Here is a 20195-nt window from a genome sequence, read left to right on the forward strand (position 1 = left end):
CATGGCGCAGAACACCCGCACCGTGCCCGCCGGTACGCCGACGAACGTCACCCAGAAGCACAACAAGGGCGGCATCGGTGAATCGATTCTCCGCCCGGACGGCACCCTCAAGGTCACCGGCGAGTTCGCGTACTCCTCGGACATGTGGCACGAGGACATGCTCTGGGGCCAGACCCTGCGCAGCACCGTCGCCCACGCCGAGATCGTCTCCATCGACATCTCCGAGGCGCTCGCCATGCCCGGCGTGTACTCGGTGCTGACGTACGACGACCTGCCGGCCGAGATGAAGAACTACGGCCTGGAGATCCAGGACACCCCGGTGCTCGCCAACGGCCGGGTGCGTCACCACGGTGAGCCGGTCGCCCTCGTGGCCGCCGACCACCCGGAGACCGCCCGCCGCGCGGCCGCCAAGATCAAGATCGACTACCGCGAGCTGCCGCTCGTCACCGACGAGGCCTCCGCCCTCGCCCCGGACGCGCCGCTGATCCACGAGGGCCGCGACGACCACCACATCGGTCACGTCCCGCACCCGAACATCGTGCACCGCCAGCCGATCATCCGCGGCAACGTGGAAGAGGCCCGCAAGCGCGCCGACGTCATCGTCGAGGGCGAGTACACCTTCGGCATGCAGGACCAGGCCTTCCTCGGCCCGGAGTCCGGCCTGGCCGTGCCGTCCGAGGACGGCGGCGTCGAGCTGTACGTCGCCACCCAGTGGCTGCACTCGGACCTCCAGCAGATCGCCCCGGTCCTGGGCCTGCCGCCGGAGAAGGTCCGCATGACGCTCTCGGGCGTCGGCGGTGCCTTCGGCGGCCGCGAGGACATCTCGATGCAGATCCACGCCTGCCTCCTGGCCCTGGCCACGAACAAGCCGGTCAAGATCGTCTACAACCGGTTCGAGTCCTTCTTCGGCCACGTGCACCGCCACCCGGCGAAGCTCTACTACGAGCACGGCGCCACCAAGGACGGCAAGCTCACGCACATGAAGTGCAAGATCGTCCTGGACGGCGGCGCGTACGCGTCCGCCTCCCCGGCGGTCGTGGGCAACGCCTCCTCCCTCTCGGTGGGCCCCTACGTCCTGGACGACGTGGACATCGAGGCGATCGCGCTCTACACGAACAACCCGCCCTGTGGCGCGATGCGCGGCTTCGGCGCCGTCCAGGCCTGCTTCGCCTACGAGGCCCAGATGGACAAGCTCGCGGCGAAGCTGGGCATGGACCCGGTCGAGTTCCGCCAGCTGAACGCCATGGAGCAGGGCACGATCATGCCCACCGGCCAGGTCGTGGACGCCCCGGCGCCGGTCGCCGAGCTGCTGCGCCGGGTCAAGGCCCGCCCGCTGCCGCCGGAGCGCCAGTGGGAGTCCGCCGGCGAGAGCGCGGACGTCCGCGCGCTGCCCGGCGGCCTCTCGAACACCACCCACGGCGAGGGCGTCGTCCGCGGCGTCGGCTACGCGGTCGGCATCAAGAACGTCGGCTTCTCCGAGGGCTTCGACGACTACTCGACCGCCCGCGTACGGCTGGAGGTCATCAACGGCGAGCCCGTCGCGATGGTCCACACGGCCATGGCGGAGGTCGGCCAGGGCGGTATCACCGTCCACACGCAGATCGCCCGTACCGAGCTGGGCGTCACGCAGGTGACCATTCACCCGGCCGACACGCAGGTCGGCTCCGCCGGTTCCACGTCCGCCTCCCGGCAGACGTACATGACCGGTGGCGCCGTGAAGAACACCTGTGAGGCGGTCCGTGAGGCCCTCCTGGAGATCGGCCGCCGCAAGAACGGCTCGTACCACCCGGCGTGGGCCACGGCCGAGCTGCTCCTCGAAGGCGGCAAGGTCGTCACCGACGGCGGCGAGGTCCTCGCGGACATCGCCGACATCCTGGGCGACGAGGCCATCGACCTCGAGCTCGAGTTCCGCCACGCGCCGACCGAGCCCTTCGACCTGGTCACCGGCCAGGGCAACGGCCACGTCCAGTACACCTTCGCCGCGCACCGCGCGGTCGTCGAGGTGGACACCGAGCTCGGCCTCGTCAAGGTCGTCGAGCTGGCGACCGCGCAGGACGTCGGCAAGGCCCTCAACATGCTTTCCGTGGTCGGCCAGATCCAGGGTGGCACCACCCAGGGTCTCGGCGTCGCGATCATGGAAGAGATCATCGTGGACCCGAAGACCGCGAAGGTGCGCAACCCCTCCTTCACGGACTATCTGATCCCGACCATCCTGGACACCCCGACCATCCCGGTCGACGTCCTGGAGCTCGCCGACCCGAAGGCCCCCTACGGCCTGCGCGGTATGGGCGAGGCCCCGACCCTCTCGTCCACCCCGGCCGTCATCGCGGCGATCCGGCAGGCGACGGGTCTGGAGATCAACAAGACGCCGATCCGTCCGGAAGCCCTTACCGGGACCCTCTAGGACGGCGTGGTCCGGGGGCCGCGAGGCCCCCGGACCCCTCAGACTCTCCGGGCGGTGTGCATGGGAACGTCACACTTCGCGCCACACCGCCCGGAGGACATACGAAGCACCGCACCGCTCGCGGTCCCTTCACCTGGCAGTACCCCTGCAAGAACCCCCGTGGTACCAGCGGTCACCCCCGCACTACCCGCAGTACACGCAGTGAACATTCGCGTCGCCTCGGGCCGTCACCCCGGGTCGTGCAGCCAAACGCAGCATCCCAAATCCCGCGTCTCCAATCTCCAAGCGGGTGCCCCTTTGAACCTTGGGAGTTAGGCACCATGACCCAGTCGTCAGTAGAGCCCAAGACCACCGCGGAGGAAGCCGGCGACGGCTCCCAGCCGCCCGCCGGACGGTCCTGGCTCGACCGCTATTTCCATATAACCCACAGAGGCTCGAACGTCGGCAACGAGGTCCGTGGCGGTATCACGACCTTCATGGCCATGGCGTATATCCTCCTGCTCAACCCCCTGCTCCTGTCGGGCAAGGACGTCGCCGGCACGGTGATGGACGGGTCGGCGATCATCACCGCCACCGCGTTCGCCGCAGCCGTCACCACGCTCCTCATGGGCTTCGTCGGCAAGGTGCCGCTCGCCCTCGCCGCCGGTCTCTCCGTGTCCGGCGTGCTGGCCTCGCAGGTGGCCCCCCAGATGACCTGGCCGCAGGCCATGGGCATGTGTGTGGTCTACGGTGTCGTGATCTGTCTCCTGGTCGTCACCGGCCTCCGAGAGATGATCATGAACGCGATCCCCCTCGCGCTCAAGCACGCGATCACCATGGGCATCGGCCTCTTCGTCGCCCTGATCGGCTTCTTCAAGGCCGGCTTCGTCGGCAAGGGTCCCGAGTTCGGTCCCCCCGTCCAGCTCGGCGCGGTCGGTGAGCTGTCCGGCTGGCCCGTGCTGCTCTTCTGTATCACCCTGGTCGCCATCTTCATGCTCCAGGCCCGCAAGGTGCCCGGCGCCATCCTGATCGGCATCGTCGGCGGTACCGTGCTGGCCGCGATCCTCAACGCCGTCGTGGACATCGACCCGAAGGCCTGGAAGAACGGCCCGCCGGAGCTCGACGGCTCCGCGGTCTCGATGCCGAACTTCTCGCTCTTCGGCGACGTCTCCTTCGGCGGCTGGGGCGAGGTCGGCTACATGACGATCGGCATGATCGTCTTCACGCTGGTGCTCGCCGGCTTCTTCGACGCCATGGCCACCATCATCGGTGTCGGCACCGAGGCCAAGCTGGCCGACGACAAGGGCCGCATGCCGGGCCTGTCCAAGGCGCTCTTCATCGACGGCGCCGGTGGCGCCATCGGTGGCATCGCGGGCGGCTCCGGCCAGACCGTCTTCGTCGAGTCCGCGACCGGCGTCGGCGAGGGGGCCCGCACGGGTCTCGCCTCCGTGGTCACCGGCCTGTTCTTCGCCGCCTGCCTCTTCTTCACCCCGATCACGCAGATCGTCCCGGGTGAGGTCGCCTCCGCGGCCCTGGTCGTCATCGGCGCGATGATGATGCAGAACGCCCGCCACGTGGACTGGGCCGACAGCGCGACCGCGATCCCGGTCTTCCTGACCGTCGTGATCATGCCGTTCACGTACTCGATCACGGCCGGCGTCGCCGCCGGTGTGATCTCCTACGTCGCCATCAAGATCGCTCAGGGCAAGGCCCGGGAGATCGGCGGCTTCATGTGGGCGCTCACCGCGATCTTCGTGGTGTTCTTCGCCCTGAACCCGATCGAGGGCTGGCTCGGGGTCGGCTGACCCCGAACGGCCTGATCATCACGTACCCGCACCTCCACGCATCCGATACGCACCCGATGTACGTATCGGATACTGGAACCGAACCTCTCCGAGGAGGCCCCCCATGCTGGACATCGCCGAAGAGCTGAACCGGTGGGTCGAGCAGGGACGTGACTTCGCCGTCGCCACCGTCGTGGCGGTCGGCGGGAGCGCGCCCCGGCAGCCCGGGGCCGCACTCGCCGTCGACAGCGAGGGCACGGCCATCGGCTCGGTCTCCGGCGGATGCGTGGAAGGTGCGGTGTACGAGCTGTGCCGGCAGGCGCTGGAGGACGGCGAGACCGTCCACGAGCGCTTCGGGTACAGCGACGACGATGCCTTCGCCGTGGGCCTGACCTGCGGCGGAATCATCGACATCCTGGTCACCCCGGTCCGCGTGGGCTCTCCCGCCCGGGAGGTGTTCGCGGCCGGGCTGGCCGCCGCGGCCCGCGGCGAGGCCGCCGCGGTGGCCCGGATCGCGCGGGGCCCGGCCGAGCTCATGGGCCGCGCCGTGTTCGTCCGTACCGAAGGCGCCCACCAGGGCGGCTTCGGCGGGCACCCCGAGCTGGACCGCACCATCGCCGCAGAGGCCCGCGCCATGCTCGACGCCGGTCGGACCGGCGTGCTGGAGATCGGCGCTGACGGCAGGCTCTGCGGAGAGCCGCTGAAGGTGCTGGTCGAGTCCAGCGTCCCGCCCCCGCGGATGATCGTCTTCGGTGCCATCGACTTCGCCTCCGCCCTCGTGCGGATCGGCAAGTTCCTCGGCTACCGGGTGACGGTGTGCGACGCCCGGCCCGTCTTCGCGACGAAGACCCGCTTCCCCGAGGCGGACGAGATCGTCGTGGACTGGCCCCACCGCTACCTGGAGAGCACGGCCGTGGACGCCCGGACCGTCCTGTGCGTGCTCACCCACGACGCGAAGTTCGACGTCCCGCTCCTCGAACTGGCCCTCAAGCTGCCCGTCGCCTACGTCGGCGCCATGGGCTCCCGCCGCACCCACGAGGACCGCAACGAGCGACTGCGCGAAGTCGGCGTGACCGAGCTCGAACTGGCCCGGCTGCGCTCCCCGATCGGCCTGGACCTCGGCGCCCGCTCCCCGGAGGAGACCGCGCTGTCCATCGCCGCCGAGATCGTCGCCAACCGCCGCGGCGGCACCGGCGCGGCCCTGACCGGCGCGCACATCCCGATCCACCCGGACGTCTCGCACACGATGCTCGACCGGATCGGTTCCGTCGCCTGAAGGCGTGACGGCCGGGCGGGCCGAAGGTGAGAAAAGGGCGCACCCCGTGGGGGTTGCGCCCTTGTGCCGTTCCCCCTATTTTACCCGCCGGTAATAGGAGGCACCCTCTCCACCCCTTCCCCGTAGCGGAGTTGAGCGGATGTTGCGTACCGTGCGAACCCTGGGCCTGCTGGCCGCGGCCACCTTGCTCACCGCCTTCACGCCGGCCCCGTCCGGTCCCGCCCCGGGCTCCGCATCCGCTTCCGGTCCGGGGGGCGGCCTGCGCGAGGTGCTCTTCGTCGGGAACAACTGGGAGGGGACCGCCGACGTCCTCGCCTCCACCGGAGACCTCGCCAAGGTCGGCCGGATCGACGTGGTCCCCGACAAGGCGGAGCGGCTGCGGGAGATCTACCTCAACCCCGTGAAGCTCGCCTTCTTCCTCGGCATCCGGGAGAGCGCGGGCGAGGGGCACGACCAGTTCGTCGACGACATGTACGCCACCCCCGACGGCTCCGCGGTCGTCGTCTCCCGCCCCAGCTTCGCCGACGTCGTGTCCATCGACGTGGCCTCCGGACGCGTCAACTGGCGCTTCCCGGTGTCCGGGTACCGCTCCGACCACATGGCGGTCTCGCCGGACGGGACCCGCGTCGCCGTCTCGGCCTCCACGGCCAACACCGTGCACGTCCTGGACATCACCACCGGGCGGCAGGTCGGCTCCTTCGGCACCGGGGACAAGCCGCACGAGAACACCTTCACCCGCGACGGCCGCTTCCTGTGGAACAGCTCCATCGGCGAGGTGAACACCGCCCTGGACGCGCCCTGGCTGGACTGGACGAAGGGCGACCGCAAGATCACCGTGGTCGACGCGCAGACCTTCCGCACGGTCCGGGTGATCGACATGCGGGAGCGGCTGGACGCCTTCGGCCGCCGCGACCTGTCCGACGCCGTCCGCCCGGTGTCCTTCAGCCCCGACGAGTCGAAGCTCTACTTCCAGGTGTCCTTCTTCAACGGCTTCCTGGAGTACGACGTCCCCTCCGACCGGATCACCCGCCTCAAGACCCTCCCCATGAACCCCGCCACCAGTACCGACCGCACCACCTGGGTCAACGACTCCCGCCACCACGGCATGTCCATGAGCCCCGACGGGGCGAAGCTCTGCATCGCCGGCACCATGGACGACTATGCGACGGTCGTGGACCGCGCCACCCTCGCCGAAGGTCCCCTCGTGCCCGCCGCCAAGCCGTACTGGGCCACGGTCTCCGGCGACGGCAGCGCCTGCGTGATCTCCGAGAGCGGCGCCGACCGGGTCACGGCCATCGACTTCGCCACCGGCACCAAGCGGGTCTCCGTCCCCGTCGGGGACCATCCGCAGCGCGTCCGGCTCGGCCGCGTCCCGGCCGGCTGGACCGGTCCCGCCGCACGGTAGTCCGCAGGAGGTTCGCGCACCGGCCGGGGGCTCGCGCACCGGCCGGACGTGTCGAACCGGCCACTATGAGGTGACCGGTCCCGCGATGACCGATTAGTCTCGCGATCATGGTGGACATCCGCGAGGTACCCGAGTCCGACATCGACCGTGCTCTGGAGCTCGCGTACCTGGTCTTCCACGACCGGCCCGAGAAGGAGGTCCGGGAGAAACACCACGAGCTGCTCGCGAGTTGCGACCGGATCGGCGCCTACGACGGCACGGTCCTGGCCGGCTTCATGGCCGCGCACGACTTCCGGCTCTCGGTGCCCGGGGCGGACCTGCCCTGCCCCGGGCTCACCTTCGTCGGCGTCGCCCCCACCCACCGCCGGCGCGGCGTGCTCACCGCACTGATGGACGAGATGCTGCGGCGGACCGCCGCCGCCCGCCGCCCGCTCGCCGCCCTCTGGGCCTCCGAGGCCGCGATCTACGGCCGCTTCGGCTACGGCAGCGCCACCACCGGCGTCACCATCGAGATCGACTCCACCCGCCCGCTGGCCCTGCGCATCGACCCGGACCGGCGCCCGCTGCGGCTCGTCGACCCGGAGGAGGCCGTCGCCGTCATCGGGCCCTTCCACGAGGCCGCCCGGGCCGGGCGGGCGGGCCGCCCCACCCGCAGCGCGCAGCGCTGGGCCGAGGAGTGGCTGGCCGAACAGGACGAGGAGGACGAGGAGCTGAGCCCGCCGCGGATCATCGTCCTGGGCGAAGCGGGAGGGCCGATCGCCGGGTACGTGCTCTACCGCACGAAGCCGGAGGACGACGGCGGCGGGGACGGCGGAGCCGGACGGACCCGGGCGCCGGGCCTGGTCCGGGTCGACGAGCTGGAGGCCGACACCCCGGCGGTCGCCGCCGCGCTGTGGGAGTGCGTGGCCTCCCTCGACCTCACCGGCAGGGTCCGCGCCTGGGGCCGCCCGGTCGACGACCCGCTGCTGCACTTCGCCGCGGACCGGGACCAGGTGCGGGTCACCGCCCAGTTCCCGGCGCTCTGGCTGCGCCTGGTCGACGTACACGCGGCGCTGACGCGGCGGTCCTGGGCCGCGCCGGTGGAGGTGGTGCTGGAGGTGCACGACGTGCGGATGCCCGCCAACGCCGGGCGGTTCCGGCTGACGGCCGGGCCGGGCGGGGCCGCGTACGAGCACGCGGACTCCGCCGCCGACCTGGCCCTGGACGTACGCGAACTGGCCGCCTGCTACCTCGGCGGGACCCGGGTCGCGGAACTCGTCGCCGCCGGGCTGGTACGGGAGCACACGCCCGGCGCGGCGGCGGCGCTGGACGCGGCCCTGCGGACGCCCGTACTGCCGCACACGGGCGACGAGTTCTGACGTACGGGGATCAGGCGGGCAGCGAGATCCGGGCGGCCGACATGCCGAAGCCGGCGCCCAGGACGGCGGTGGACAGCAGGTCGGGCCGCGCGTGCAGGTCCTCCGGACGGTAACGGCGGATCTGCTGATGCCAGTTGAGGATGCCGGCGTGCCAGTCCTGCAGCTCGCCCACGTACGCGTCCAGGGCCTGCCGGGCCTGCCGCCCGAGCTTCCAGTCGTCGTAGAGCAGCGGCAGCTGGTTCGCCACGATGTGCTCGAACTCCTCGGTCCGCCGGGTCATCAGCTCATGGCAGATGTGCAGCGCCCGCGGGTAGTCGATGTCGAAGAAGTTCCGGGTGACCAGGATGTAGTTGTGGACCTCGCCCTCGACCTCCACCTCCTTCTGGTAGGAGTAGATGTCGTTGATCAGGCAGGCCGCGTCCGCGACCGCGTTCTCCAGCGAGCGGATGGTCCCGGAGGCGTAGATCTCCTCGGGGATGCCCCGGCCCCGGTGCCCGAGGCGGCACAGGTACATCGTGAGGTGGCTGCCGAAGGTGTGGCGGCGCATCTCCGCGTAGTCCACCGGGTCCGGGATGCGGTTCCGGATCTGGTTGTCCACCTCCCACAGCCAGCTCTCCAGCATGCTCACCAGGGTCGCCCGGAACTCGGTGCGCTGCCCGGCGGACATGGCGGCGCCGGTGCGCACCCACAGGTCGCCGAGCGCGCGCTCCATCGCGGTCACCGGCTCCGGCTGTTCGGCGTGGTCGACCGGCATCATGGCGATCAGGCGGGCGGTGGTCGCCTTGGCCGCCGGAAGGTTCCTGCCCTGGGCGAACACCACCGGGTAGTAGTCGTCCCCGTACGTGCCCCAGGTCAGCCAGCAGGCGTTGAGGGCCAGCTGCTCCGGCGTCGCGTCGGGGTCGATACCGGCCGAGCAGAGCGCGAAGTCGAAGCCCCGCAGCCGCTCCTCGGTCCAGATCGCCGAGCCGGGGTCGCCGGGCCGCGGATCCAGCAGGCCCATCCGCCGGGCCCAGGCCACGGACTCCTCGCGCGCGTGCGCCAGGTGTGGGCTGAGGGCGAGCCGGTGCGGCATGTAGATCTCCGGGATGACGGAGGGGCCGGTGCGCTCGAAGGGGACGTGGGTGAAGGAGCGGTGGCGCAGCTCCATCGAGCGCCGCGTGAAGACCGAGCGCAGGTCGAGCGCGGTGGTGCCGAGCCCGGACGGTGCGAAGGGCAGGGTCGCCGGGGCGGTGGGCCTGGCCTCCTTGTTCATGTAGCGGCTGGAGACCATGTGCCACTCGTGGCCGCCGGACTGCCAGTCCTGCAGGCCCTTGGCGTAGGCGAGGACGGCCGCGATCTCCGCCGGGTCCAGCGCGTGGTCGGCGAAGAGCTGCGGGAGCTCGCCGATCGCGGTCTGCTCGAACTGCAGGAGGCGGGAGGTGAGCAGGTCGTTGGAGGCCTCGGCGGCCTCCTGGGTGGTGCAGTCCAGGAAGGTCTCCAACACCAGTACGGCGTTGGAGAGTTCGCCCTCGTCGGTGACCTCGCGCTGGTAGGAGAAGATGTCGTTCCTGATGTGCACGGCGTCGGCGAATGCGTCGCGCAGCACGGTGAGCGGGCGCGCGTGCGCGACGCGGGCGGGGACCTCGGCGCAGACGTACTCGATCAGGCCGGCCGACCAGGGGGCCCCGCCCACCTTGCGGCGCATCTCGATGTACTCGAGCGGGTTCGCCACGCGCCCGATGCCGATGTTGGCGAGCTCCCACATGGACTCGTCGAGGAGGTTCCTGGTGGACAAGGAGAACCGTTCCCGCCAGTCGGCGGACATCGCGGGGACCGTCCGCGCCCAGAGGTCCGCGAGCCCCGCCTCCACCGGGTTGGTGGGCTCGGGGAAGCCGTCGGACAGGTCCATGGGCATGAAGGCGGCGAGCCGGTCGAGATACGCCTTGGCGCCGGCCCGGTCCTGCGATCGCTTGAACATCTCCAGGAAGTGGTCGTCGAAGAAGAACACCCACACGTACCAGTCGGTGACCAGGGCCAGCGCGTCGCGGTCGCAGTCGGGGTGGGTGTAGGAGCAGAGCAGCGCGTAGTCGTGCGAGTCGAGGTCGCTCTCCTCCCAGACGCCGGAGCCCTCGAGCATCCCGAAGGCGCGCGCCCACTTCTTGGTGTGGGTCCGCGCGTCCTCCAGGTGGGGGTTCAGTCGCGCCGGATAGGGCACATAGAAATCCGGCAGTTGGAACGGCTGCGTCACGGCGGGGCCGGCCTTTCGGTCATGGCTGCGGGGACCGGTTCACTCCGGCCCTCGCACGAGATCAGCAGTGCCCTACCCCTGGTGCCCGTGGGACAAGGGTGATTTCACCGCTTCAGGTGACGCACCCCCCATCGACCGGCGCGGGCACCTCGCGGGGGCTAGGGGGGCGGGTTCGAACCACCCGCAGGTGGCGATGCCCCCCTTCGAGGGATTGCGCGCCGCCCCCGCCGGGACCGGCGCCCCACGGACCCGCCCGCCGGATGGTGCGGGGGTGTCTCGTAGTGTTCAAGGGGTGAATCAAGACAACTCACCTGAATCCAGCGCCGGTCACGGCGGCGAGAGTGCCGAGGAGCTGCTGCGCGGGGTGCACGCCCGGCTGTTGCCCGTCGGGTTGATCACCCCGGAGGTCGCCGGTGGCATGCGGTACGCCCGGGTCGTGGCCGACGAGCTGGTCTTCGCCTACGCCCTCGACCTGCCGACCAGCGTGCGCTCCCTCACCGACGGGGACGTGGAGCGGGCCGGGGCCGAGGAGCTGGGGCAGGCGGCGCGTGCCAACCTGATGCGGGTGCCCGTCACCTACGAGGAGATCTCCCTGGAGGGGCATGCCACGCTGCACTCCGTCTTCGGCGACTCGCACTTCGTGGCCTCCAAGGCGCTGTACCTCGGGGAACTGGCGCGGCAGGTCACCGGTGAGTCGCTGCCGTCCGCCGGTGCCCTGGTCGTCGTTCCCACCCGGCACCTGCTGGCCTTCCATCCGATAGCCGACGGCTCGGTGGTGGACGCCCTCAACGACCTGGCCGCGTACGCCCTGGGCGCCTACGAGGACGGGCCCGGGCGGCTGTCGCCGCGCGTGTACTGGTGGCACCGGGGCGGCCTGACCTCGCTCACGGTCGTCGACGAGGACACGCGCACGCTGTCGCTGCGGCCGCCGCAGCACCTGCTCGGTCTGATCAAGGGGCTGGTCCGACTCGACCGCGCCGGCCGCATCGCCGTACCCACCGCGGACCGGGAGGTTCCGGACCCCGCCGCCCTCACCCGCGCGACCGTGGAGTCGGTGGCCGGGCTCGCGCACGACCCGTCGGGGCTGGGCGACGCCTTCGCCTCGGCCCTGGCCCTCGCCCACGTGCGCTGCGTCGCCGATCCCCGCGCTTGCGACGTCGTCACGTGGGATGCGTGGGAGACGGCCGTGCGGCTCGGCTCCGCGCTGTTCACCGGCGCCGAGCCGGCGCAGTGGTACCTGGGCGAGGAGAACACCCTGCGGCTGCCCGCCAGGGCCGCGGCTCCGCCCGCGGACGCCCGCGCCTGGCTCGACGCCGTCTATCTCGCGCTCGCCTGCCGCGCGCACGACCGGGTGGCCCGGCTGTGCGGGGTCCCGCTGGAGACGCTGCGGCAGGACGACACCGTCGACGCCTACGTCCTGCACTGGATCGACACCCTGCAGACCTACCTCACCGGGGGCTCCAGGGACGCGGTCGTGGAGAAGCTGCTCGCCACCATGCAGGCGTCCCTGCCCGAGACGCTGACGCACTCTCCGGACGAGTTCGTGAACCGCGTCGACTACCAGCCGGTCGCGCTGTTCCACCGCCTCTTCACACGGGACCACGAGGCATTCGGCGAGGTGCTCGCCGAAGCCCTCGCGGAACACGGCGGCTACTGGGCGCAGTCGGCGGCGCCGCGCGCCCGGGTGGCGCTCGGCCCCCTCGCCATGGCCTGCCTCGCCCACGACCAGGGCTTCCCGCTCGACCCGGAGCTGCCGCACTTGCCCGGATACCTCGTCGACGGCAAGAGGGTCGAGAGCTTTTCCTGACATACCGGCGGCGTGCCGTAGCGCGAGGTGATTGTCCGATTGGGTTAGGTTTGCCCGCGTATACAGTGCCGATATTCCGGAGGGACACTCATGGCGATCGATCTGGACAAGGTGCTCGACAAGGCGTGGGCCGACAAGCCGCTCGCCGAGGTGCTCGCGGCTCCCGTCGCCGCGCTCAAGGGTGTCAGCGACGAGGACGGCAAGCTGCTGCACCAGGCGTTCGGGGTCAGGACCGTCGCCGATTTCGGGCAGCTGAAGTACGTCCGCTGGGCTCAGGCCCTCGTCGCGCTGAACCAGACCGTCAAGGCGTAGTGGTCGAAGGTCCGCGTGCTCGGGGCGCGTGGGCCTGCATGAGGAAAGCCGTCCCCCTCACCCTTCGGCAGGGTGAGGGGGACGGCCTGTGTCACGGGGGAGCGGACTACTCCGACTCGCCCTCCAGGTTGCCCTCCGTGTCCAGGTAGACCTGGCGCAGGGATTCGAGGATCTGCGGGTCCGGCTTCTCCCACATGCCGCGCGACTCGGCCTCCAGCAGGCGCTCCGCGATGCCGTGCAGGGCCCAGGGGTTGGCCTCCTCCAGGAAGGCGCGGTTCGTCGGGTCCAGGACGTACGTCTCGGTGAGCTTGTCGTACATCCAGTCCGCGACCACGCCCGTCGTGGCGTCGTAGCCGAAGAGGTAGTCCACCGTCGCCGCGAGCTCGAACGCGCCCTTGTAACCGTGGCGGCGCATCGCCTCGATCCACTTCGGGTTCACGACGCGGGCACGGAAGACGCGGCTCGTCTCCTCCACCAGGGTGCGGGTCTTGACCGTCTCCGGGCGGGTGGAGTCACCGATGTAGGCCTCGGGGGCGGTGCCGCGCAGGGCGCGGACCGTGGCCACCATGCCGCCGTGGTACTGGAAGTAGTCGTCCGAGTCCGCGATGTCGTGCTCGCGGGTGTCCGTGTTCTTCGCCGCGACCGTGATGCGCTTGTAGGCCGTCTCCATCTCGTCCCGGGCGGGGCGGCCCTCCAGGCCCCGGCCGTACGCGTAGCCGCCCCACACCGTGTAGACCTCCGCGAGGTCGGCGTCCGTACGCCAGTCGCGGGAGTCGATCAGCTGGAGGATGCCGGCTCCGTACGTGCCCGGGCGCGAGCCGAAGATACGGGTCGTCGCGCGCCGCTCGTCGCCGTGCTCGGCCAGGTCCGCCTGGGCGTGGGCCCGGACGAAGTTCTGCTCGGCGGGCTCGTCCAGGGACGCCGCCAGCCGTACCGCATCGTCCAGCAGGCCGATGACGTGCGGGAACGCGTCCCGGAAGAAGCCCGAGATGCGCAGCGTCACGTCGATGCGCGGGCGGCCGAGCTCATCGAGCGGGATCGGCTCCAGGCCCGTGACGCGCCGCGAGGCCTCGTCCCAGACCGGGCGGACGCCCAGCAGCGAGAGGGCTTCGGCGACGTCGTCGCCGGAGGTGCGCATCGCGCTCGTCCCCCACAGGGACAGACCGACCGAGGCCGGCCATTCGCCGTTGTCCGTGCGGTACCGGTCGAGGAGGGACTCGGCCAGGGCCTGGCCCGTCTCCCACGCCAGGCGGGAGGGGACGGCCTTCGGGTCGACCGAGTAGAAGTTGCGGCCGGTCGGAAGGACGTTCACCAGGCCGCGCAGCGGCGAGCCCGAGGGGCCCGCCGGGATGAAGCGGCCGTCCAGGGCCGCGACCACGTGGGCGATCTCGTCCGTGGTGCCGGCCAGGCGCGGGACCACCTCGTTCGCCGCGAAGGTCAGGACGGCGGTCACGTCCGCGGAGTGGCCGGCCGCGACCGCCGAGACGGCCGAGGGGTCCCAGTTCGCGTCCTCCATCGCCTGGACCAGGGCGCGGGCCTGCTCCTCCACGGCGTCCGCCGAGGTACGGGTGGCCTTGGACTCGTCCAGCCCGAGCGCCTCGCGCAGACCCGGAAGGGCCGTCGTGCCGCCCCAGATCTGCCGGGCGCGCAGGATCGCGAGGACCAGGTTGACCCGGGACTCACCGGTCGGCGCGCCGCCGAGCACGTGCAGCCCGTCGCGGATCTGGGCGTCCTTGACCTCGCACAGCCAGCCGTCCACGTGCAGCAGGAAGTCGTCGAAGCCGTCGTCGTCCGGACGCTCCTCCAGACCCAGGTCGTGGTGGAGCTTCGCGGCCTGGATCAGCGTCCAGATCTGGGCGCGGATGGCCGGCAGCTTGGCCGGGTCCATCGCGGAGATCTGCGCGTACTCGTCCAGGTGCTGCTCCAGGCGCGCGATGTCGCCGTACGACTCCGCGCGCGCCATCGGCGGCACCAGGTGGTCGACCAGCGTGGCGTGCACGCGGCGCTTGGCCTGGGTGCCCTCGCCCGGGTCGTTGACCAGGAACGGGTAGATGAGGGGCAGGTCGCCGAGGGCGGCGTCGGGCGCGCACGCGGCGGACAGGCCGGCGTTCTTGCCCGGGAGCCATTCGAGGTTGCCGTGCTTGCCCAGGTGGATCATCGCGTCGGCGCCGAAGCCGCCGTCCTCGGCGCGCGCCTGGATCCAGCGGTACGCCGCCAGGTAGTGGTGCGACGGCGGCAGGTCCGGGTCGTGGTAGATCGCGATCGGGTTCTCGCCGAAGCCGCGCGGCGGCTGGATGAGGACGAGGAGGTTCCCGCGGCGCAGGGCCGCGAGCACGATGTCGCCCTCCGGGTTCGCGGAGCGGTCCACGAACATGTTGCCCGGGGCCTCGCCCCAGTGCTCGGTGACGCTGTCGCGCAGCTCGGCCGGGAGCTCGGCGAACCACCGCTTGTAGTCGGCGGCCGGGATCCGGACCGGGTTGCGGGCCAGCTGCTCCTCGGTCAGCCAGTCCTGGTCGTGGCCGCCGGCCTCGATCAGGGCGCGGATCAGCTCGTCGCCGTCGCCCGAGACCAGACCGGGGACGTCCTCGGTCGGCCCGAAGTCGTAGCCGCCGGCGATGAGGGTGCGCAGCAGCTCCACGGCGCTGGCCGGGGTGTCCAGGCCGACCGCGTTGCCGATGCGGGAGTGCTTGGTCGGGTACGCGGAGAGGACCAGCGCGACCTTCTTGTCGCGGCGGTCGATGTGCCGCAGGCGGGCGTGGCGTACGGCGATCCCCGCGACCCGGGCGGCCCGCTCGGGGTCGGCCACGTAGGCGGGCAGGCCGTCCTCGTCGAGCTCCTTGAAGGAGAACGGGACGGTGATCAGACGGCCGTCGAACTCGGGCACCGCGACCTGCGTGGCGGCGTCCAGCGGGGACAGGCCCTCGTCGTTCTCCTCCCAGGCGGAGCGCGACCCGGTCAGGCACAGGGCCTGCAGGATCGGCACGCCGAGGCCGGCGAGCGCGCCCGCGTCCCAGGACTCGTCGTCGCCGCCCGCCGAGGCGGTGGCGGGCTTGGTGCCGCCGGCCGCGAGGACGGTGGTGACGACCGCGTCGGCCGACTCCAGCGCGGCGATCAGCTCCGGCTCGGGGCTGCGCAGGGAGGACACGTACAGGGGCAGCGCCTGGGCGTCGTGCCCCTCGATCGCGTCGCACAGGGCGTGCACGAAGGAGGTGTTCCCGCTCATCTGGTGGGCGCGGTAGTACAGCACGGCGATCCGCGGACCCGTGGTGGTCCCCGGCGTGCGCTCCAGCGGGCCCCAGGTGGGGGCGGCGGCCGGGGGCTCGAAGCCGTGGCCCGTGAGGAGGACCGTGTCGGAGAGGAACCGGGCCAGCTGCTCCAGGTTGGCCGGGCCGCCGTGGGCGAGGTAGCCGTGCGCCTCGGCGGCGATGCCGATGGGGACCGTGGAGGCCTCCATGAGCTGGGCGTCCGGGGCCTGTTCGCCGGTCAGCACCACGACCGGGCGGGTCTGGCCGGGGGCCAGGAGCAGGTCGAGGCCGTCCTGCCAGGCGCGGAGGCCGCCGAGGAGGCGTACGACGACCAGGTCGGCCCCGTCGAGGAGGCCGGGGAGGTCGTCGAGGGGGAGACGGGAGGGATTCGCGAACCGGTACGGGACGGGGCCGTCCGCCGTGTTCGCTGCGCGGGCGCTGAGCAGATCGGTGTCGGACGTCGACAGCAGCAGGATCATGCGGCGGCAGGCCTTCCTCGGGGTTTCCGCGCCCCGGGCAGTGTGAGGACAGCGGGAGTTCCTGACTCACCCCGGTCGGCGGATCGCTCCGCGGGGTTCACAGTGGCGGGACCGCGCCGGAATCGCACCGGGCTTCCTCCCATGTCGCCGTCCTCGGCGACGGCGGGCCGTGTGGTCCGCCGGAAGGTCATCTTAGGGGCGGGCGGCTTCCGCCGGGGCGAGTGGGGTGGCGGCCGGGACGCTCCCGCCGGCGTGGCGGGTGCGCGCGGCCGTGCGGCGCCGTTGCCGGGGCTCTGCCCCGGACCCCGCGCCTCAAACGCCGGCGGGGCTGGAATCGCTGGTGGGGGTGGTGACGGACACAGGTCGGGGGGACCCAATCGTGGGTATGCTCGCGGCCATGCCCCAGCCCCCCTCCGCCGCATCGTCGCGGGACGAACCCGTCATACGGGAGCGCGGTGACGCCTGCCCCGGCGCGCTGCGGCTGCACGCGGCGGACGACGGGTTCCTGGCGCGGGTCCGGCTGCCTGGCGGGCTGCTCACCGTGCGGCAGGCCTCGGCGCTGGCGCTCGCCGCCGACCGGTTCGGGGACGGGCACCTGGAGCTGACTTCGCGCGGCAACGTGCAGCTGCGCGGACTGGCCGACGGGTGCGGCGCCGGGCTCGCGGAGCTGCTGGACGGGGCCGGGCTGCTCCCCGCGCCGAGCCATGAGCGGGTACGGAACATCGTGGCGACGCCGCTGTCCGGCCTGGACGGGTCGGACCGGCCCGACGTGCTGGCCCGGGCCCTGGAGTTCGACCGGCTGCTGTGCGCGAGCCCCTGGGCTGCCGCGCTGTCCGGGCGGTTCCTGTTCGCCTTCGACGACGGGCGCGGCGATGTGGCCGCCCTCGGCCCCGACGTCACCGTCCTCGGCCGCCCCGGCGGCCGGGCGCTGGTCCGGCTCGGCCGGGCCGCCGACGCCGTGGAGCTCGCCGGGCGGGACGCCCCCTGGGCGGCGCTGACGGCCGCCCGGTACTTCCTCGACGCCGCCGCCGAAGCGGGCACCCAGGCCTGGCGGATCTCCGAACTGCCCGCCGAACACGCCCTGGACATCACCGAGTTCGGTCGGCGTCTCGGCATCGCGGGGATCGCCGCGACGCCCGTCGGAGCCGTGGAGTGGCCGTACGCGGCGCCGCCCCGGCCGTCGGGCGCGGGCGGGCACGACCGCGCCACCCTGTGCGTGCTGCCCCCGCTCGGCCGGCTCGGCTCCGCGCAGTGGCGCCTCCTGGCACAGGTCGCGGACGAGGGGAGCGGCCAACTGCGCGTCACCCCGTGGCGCAGCGTCGTCCTGCCCGGGGCCGGCGGCGACGGCGCCGCCCGCATCGAGCGGGCCGGACTGGTCGTCACCCCCGACAGCCCCTGGGAGTCCGTCACCGCCTGCACCGGGCGGCCCGGTTGCGCGAAATCCCGCGCGGACGTACGCGCCGACGCGCGGGCCGTCGCCGAGGTGGCGCGCGGTCCGCTGCCCGTGCACTGGTCCGGCTGCGAGCGCCGCTGCGGGCATCCGCGCGGCACCGCCTGGGTGGACCTGGTCGCCACCGGCTCCGGATACCGGCTCGCCGCGCCCGGCCGCCCCGTACGCGAGGACGTACGGCCCTCCGAACTTGCCGCGGCACTCGCGGACGCCCGCACCGACCCCGACGTAGTGAAGAAATGAGCGAGTACACCGTGTTTGAGTACGAGAAGGACGGCGCGGCCATCTACCGCCAGTCCTTTGCCACGATCCGCGCCGAGGCGGACCTCTCCGGGCTGCCCGACACGGTCGCCCAGGTCGCGGTGCGCATGATCCACGCCTGCGGAATGACCGACCTCCCGCAGGACCTCGGGTACACCCCCGAGGTCGTGCTGCGCGCCCGCGCGGCCCTGGAGGCGGGCGCGCCGATCCTGTGCGACGTGCAGATGGTCGCCAGCGGTGTCACCCGCAAGCGGCTGCCCGCCGACAACGACGTGATCTGCACGCTCTCCGACCCGGCCGTACCGGAGCTCGCCGCGAAGATGGGCACCACGCGCAGCGCCGCCGCCCTGGAGGTCTGGCGCGACCGCGGCCTGCTGGAGGGCTCGGTCATCGCCGTCGGCAACGCGCCGACCGCGCTGTTCCGGCTGCTGGAGATGATCGAGGAGGGCGCCCCGCGCCCCGCCGCCGTCATCGGGGTCCCCGTCGGCTTCATCGGCGCCGCCGAGTCCAAGGACGCCCTCGCCGCCCATCCGTCGGGGCTCGACCACCTCATCGTGCGCGGTCGGCGCGGTGGCAGCGCGATGGCCGCCGCCGCCGTCAACGCCATTGCGAGCGTGGCCGAATGAGCGACACCGCCAAGGGCCGGCTGTACGGGGTCGGGCTCGGCCCCGGCGACCCGTCGCTGATGACCCTGCGCGCCGTCGAGGTGATCGCCGAAGCCGATGTCGTGGCCTACCACAGCGCCCGCCACGGCCGGTCCATCGCCCGCTCGATCGCGGCGAAGCACCTGCGCGCAGACCACGTCGAGGAACCGCTGGTCTACCCGGTCACCACCGAGACCACCGACCACCCCGGCGGCTACCAGGGCGCGATGGAGGAGTTCTACGAGGCCGCCGCGGCCCGCCTGGCCGCCCACCTGGACGCCGGCCGGACCGTCGCCGTCCTCGCGGAGGGCGACCCGCTCTTCTACAGCTCGTACATGCACATGCACAAGCGGCTCGCGGACCGGTACGAGACCGAGGTCATCCCCGGTGTCACCTCCGTGAGCGCCGCCGCCGCCCGGCTCGGCACCCCGCTCGTGGAGGGCGAGGAGGTGCTGACCATCCTCCCCGGCACCCTGCCCGAGGAGGAGCTCACCGCCCGCCTCGCCGCCACCGACTCGGCGGTCGTGATGAAGCTCGGCCGGACCTTCCCGGCCGTGCGCGGCGCGATGGAGAACAGCGGCCGGCTCGCCGAGGCCCGCTACGTCGAGCGCGCCACCATGGAGGGCGAGCGCACCGGCCTCCTCGCCGACACCGACGCCGACAGCGTGCCGTACTTCGCCGTCGCCGTGGTTCCCAGCCGCATCGGCAACCCGGGCAGCGTGCCGTCCGGCCCCGGCGAGGTCGTCGTCGTGGGCACCGGCCCGGCCGGCCCGCTGTGGCTCACCCCGCAGACGCGGCGCGCGCTGGCCGACGCCGAGGTGCTGGTCGGCTACACCACCTACCTGGACCGGGTGCCCGTCAAGCCGGGCCAGATCCGGCACGGCTCCGACAACAAGGTGGAGTCGGAGCGCGCCGAGTTCGCCCTCGACCTCGCCCGGCGCGGCAAGCGGGTGGCCGTGGTCTCCGGCGGTGACCCCGGTGTCTTCGCCATGGCCACGGCGGTCCTGGAGGTGGCCGGGCAGGCGGAGTACAAGGACGTGCCCGTACGGGTCCTGCCGGGGGTGACCGCGGCCAACGCGGCGGCCGCCGCGGCCGGTGCCCCGCTCGGCCACGACTACGCCACCATCTCGCTCTCGGACCGGCTCAAGCCCTGGGAGGTCATCGCGGAGCGGCTGCGCGCGGCCGCCGCGGCCGACCTGGTGCTCGCCCTCTACAACCCCGGCTCGCGCAGCCGGACCTGGCAGGTGGCCCAGGCCCGCGAGCTGCTGCTGGAACTGCGCGAGCCCGGTACCCCGGTGGTCGTCGCGCGCGACGTGGGCGGCCCCGAGCAGTCGGTACGGATCGTCACGCTCGCCGAACTGGAGCCGTCCGAGGTCGACATGCGCACGATCCTGCTGATCGGCTCCTCGCAGACCCAGGTCACCGAGCGGGCCGACGGGTCGAGGATCACCTGGACGCCGCGCCGCTACCCGTGATCACCGGGTGAGGCGGAGCGGAACGTGGCGAAGGCCCGGTGCGACGACCGCACCGAGCCTTTCCGTTCACCGGGGCCGAACGTTCGGTG

At 72.3% G+C, this 20195-nt stretch carries 12 protein-coding genes and 1 riboswitch; of the genes, 10 read left to right on the forward strand and 2 right to left on the reverse strand.

Translation table 11 applies throughout. The features are described 5' to 3' along the window. The first annotated feature begins 1 nt into the window (after position 1). The 5 genes from pucD (at position 2) to JYK04_RS32565 (ending at position 8206) form a co-directional block, all read left to right on the forward strand. Complete coding sequence (pucD, locus tag JYK04_RS32545) at positions 2 to 2404, forward strand: xanthine dehydrogenase subunit D (RefSeq protein WP_189745842.1); 2403 nt, start codon at positions 2 to 4, stop codon at positions 2402 to 2404. Between the two features lie 320 nt (positions 2405 to 2724). After that, the gene (locus JYK04_RS32550; protein ID WP_189745844.1) at positions 2725 to 4188 is read left to right on the forward strand and encodes an NCS2 family permease; all 1464 of its coding nucleotides are present in this window, start codon (positions 2725 to 2727) and stop codon (positions 4186 to 4188) included. A 103-nt stretch (positions 4189 to 4291) separates the two neighbouring features. Then, the gene (locus tag JYK04_RS32555; protein WP_189745846.1) at positions 4292 to 5443 is read left to right on the forward strand and encodes an XdhC family protein; all 1152 of its coding nucleotides are present in this window, start codon (positions 4292 to 4294) and stop codon (positions 5441 to 5443) included. A gap of 139 nt (positions 5444 to 5582) precedes the next feature. Further along, positions 5583 to 6848 carry a YncE family protein gene (locus tag JYK04_RS32560; protein ID WP_189745848.1) on the forward strand — a complete coding sequence of 422 codons (1266 nt, stop codon included), beginning with the start codon at positions 5583 to 5585 and terminating at the stop codon, positions 6846 to 6848. 107 nt (positions 6849 to 6955) lie between these two features. Then, positions 6956 to 8206 carry a GNAT family N-acetyltransferase gene (locus JYK04_RS32565; RefSeq protein WP_189745850.1) on the forward strand — a complete coding sequence of 417 codons (1251 nt, stop codon included), beginning with the start codon at positions 6956 to 6958 and terminating at the stop codon, positions 8204 to 8206. 10 nt (positions 8207 to 8216) lie between these two features. Here the strand turns inward: JYK04_RS32565 and JYK04_RS32570 are convergent, their stop codons facing one another. Next, positions 8217 to 10433, reverse strand: a complete 2217-nt coding sequence (locus tag JYK04_RS32570) for a terpene synthase family protein (RefSeq protein ID WP_189745852.1) — start codon at positions 10431 to 10433, stop codon at positions 8217 to 8219. A 292-nt stretch (positions 10434 to 10725) separates the two neighbouring features. Between JYK04_RS32570 and JYK04_RS32575 the strand changes: the two genes are divergently transcribed. After that, positions 10726 to 12240 (forward strand): immunity 49 family protein, encoded by a 1515-nt coding sequence (locus JYK04_RS32575; RefSeq protein WP_189745854.1) that lies wholly within the window; start codon positions 10726 to 10728, stop codon positions 12238 to 12240. Between the two features lie 90 nt (positions 12241 to 12330). Further along, the gene (locus tag JYK04_RS32580) at positions 12331 to 12552 is read left to right on the forward strand and encodes a hypothetical protein (RefSeq protein WP_189745856.1); all 222 of its coding nucleotides are present in this window, start codon (positions 12331 to 12333) and stop codon (positions 12550 to 12552) included. A 106-nt stretch (positions 12553 to 12658) separates the two neighbouring features. Here the strand turns inward: JYK04_RS32580 and cobN are convergent, their stop codons facing one another. Further along, positions 12659 to 16276 (reverse strand): cobaltochelatase subunit CobN, encoded by a 3618-nt coding sequence (gene cobN / locus JYK04_RS32585; protein WP_189745858.1) that lies wholly within the window; start codon positions 16274 to 16276, stop codon positions 12659 to 12661. A 55-nt stretch (positions 16277 to 16331) separates the two neighbouring features. Next, a riboswitch (cobalamin riboswitch) is annotated at positions 16332 to 16436 on the reverse strand. Positions 16437 to 16673: 237 nt separating this feature from the next. Here cobN and cobG point away from each other — a divergent pair. From cobG to JYK04_RS32600, 3 genes are read left to right on the forward strand one after another with little or no spacing between them, the layout of a single operon-like run. Further along, positions 16674 to 17969, forward strand: a complete 1296-nt coding sequence (gene cobG / locus JYK04_RS32590) for a precorrin-3B synthase (RefSeq protein ID WP_308431132.1) — start codon at positions 16674 to 16676, stop codon at positions 17967 to 17969. Continuing rightward, a complete protein-coding gene (locus JYK04_RS32595) occupies positions 17966 to 18613 on the forward strand; it encodes a precorrin-8X methylmutase (RefSeq protein ID WP_030011057.1) in 648 nt (215 codons plus the stop codon). The genes cobG and JYK04_RS32595 overlap by 4 nt, the downstream gene beginning before the upstream one ends. Beyond that, complete coding sequence (locus tag JYK04_RS32600) at positions 18610 to 20106, forward strand: precorrin-2 C(20)-methyltransferase (RefSeq protein ID WP_189745860.1); 1497 nt, start codon at positions 18610 to 18612, stop codon at positions 20104 to 20106. The genes JYK04_RS32595 and JYK04_RS32600 overlap by 4 nt, the downstream gene beginning before the upstream one ends. Positions 20107 to 20195 lie beyond the last annotated feature (89 nt).

This window comes from Streptomyces nojiriensis (genome assembly GCF_017639205.1).
Classification (GTDB): Bacteria; Actinomycetota; Actinomycetes; order Streptomycetales; family Streptomycetaceae; genus Streptomyces; species Streptomyces nojiriensis.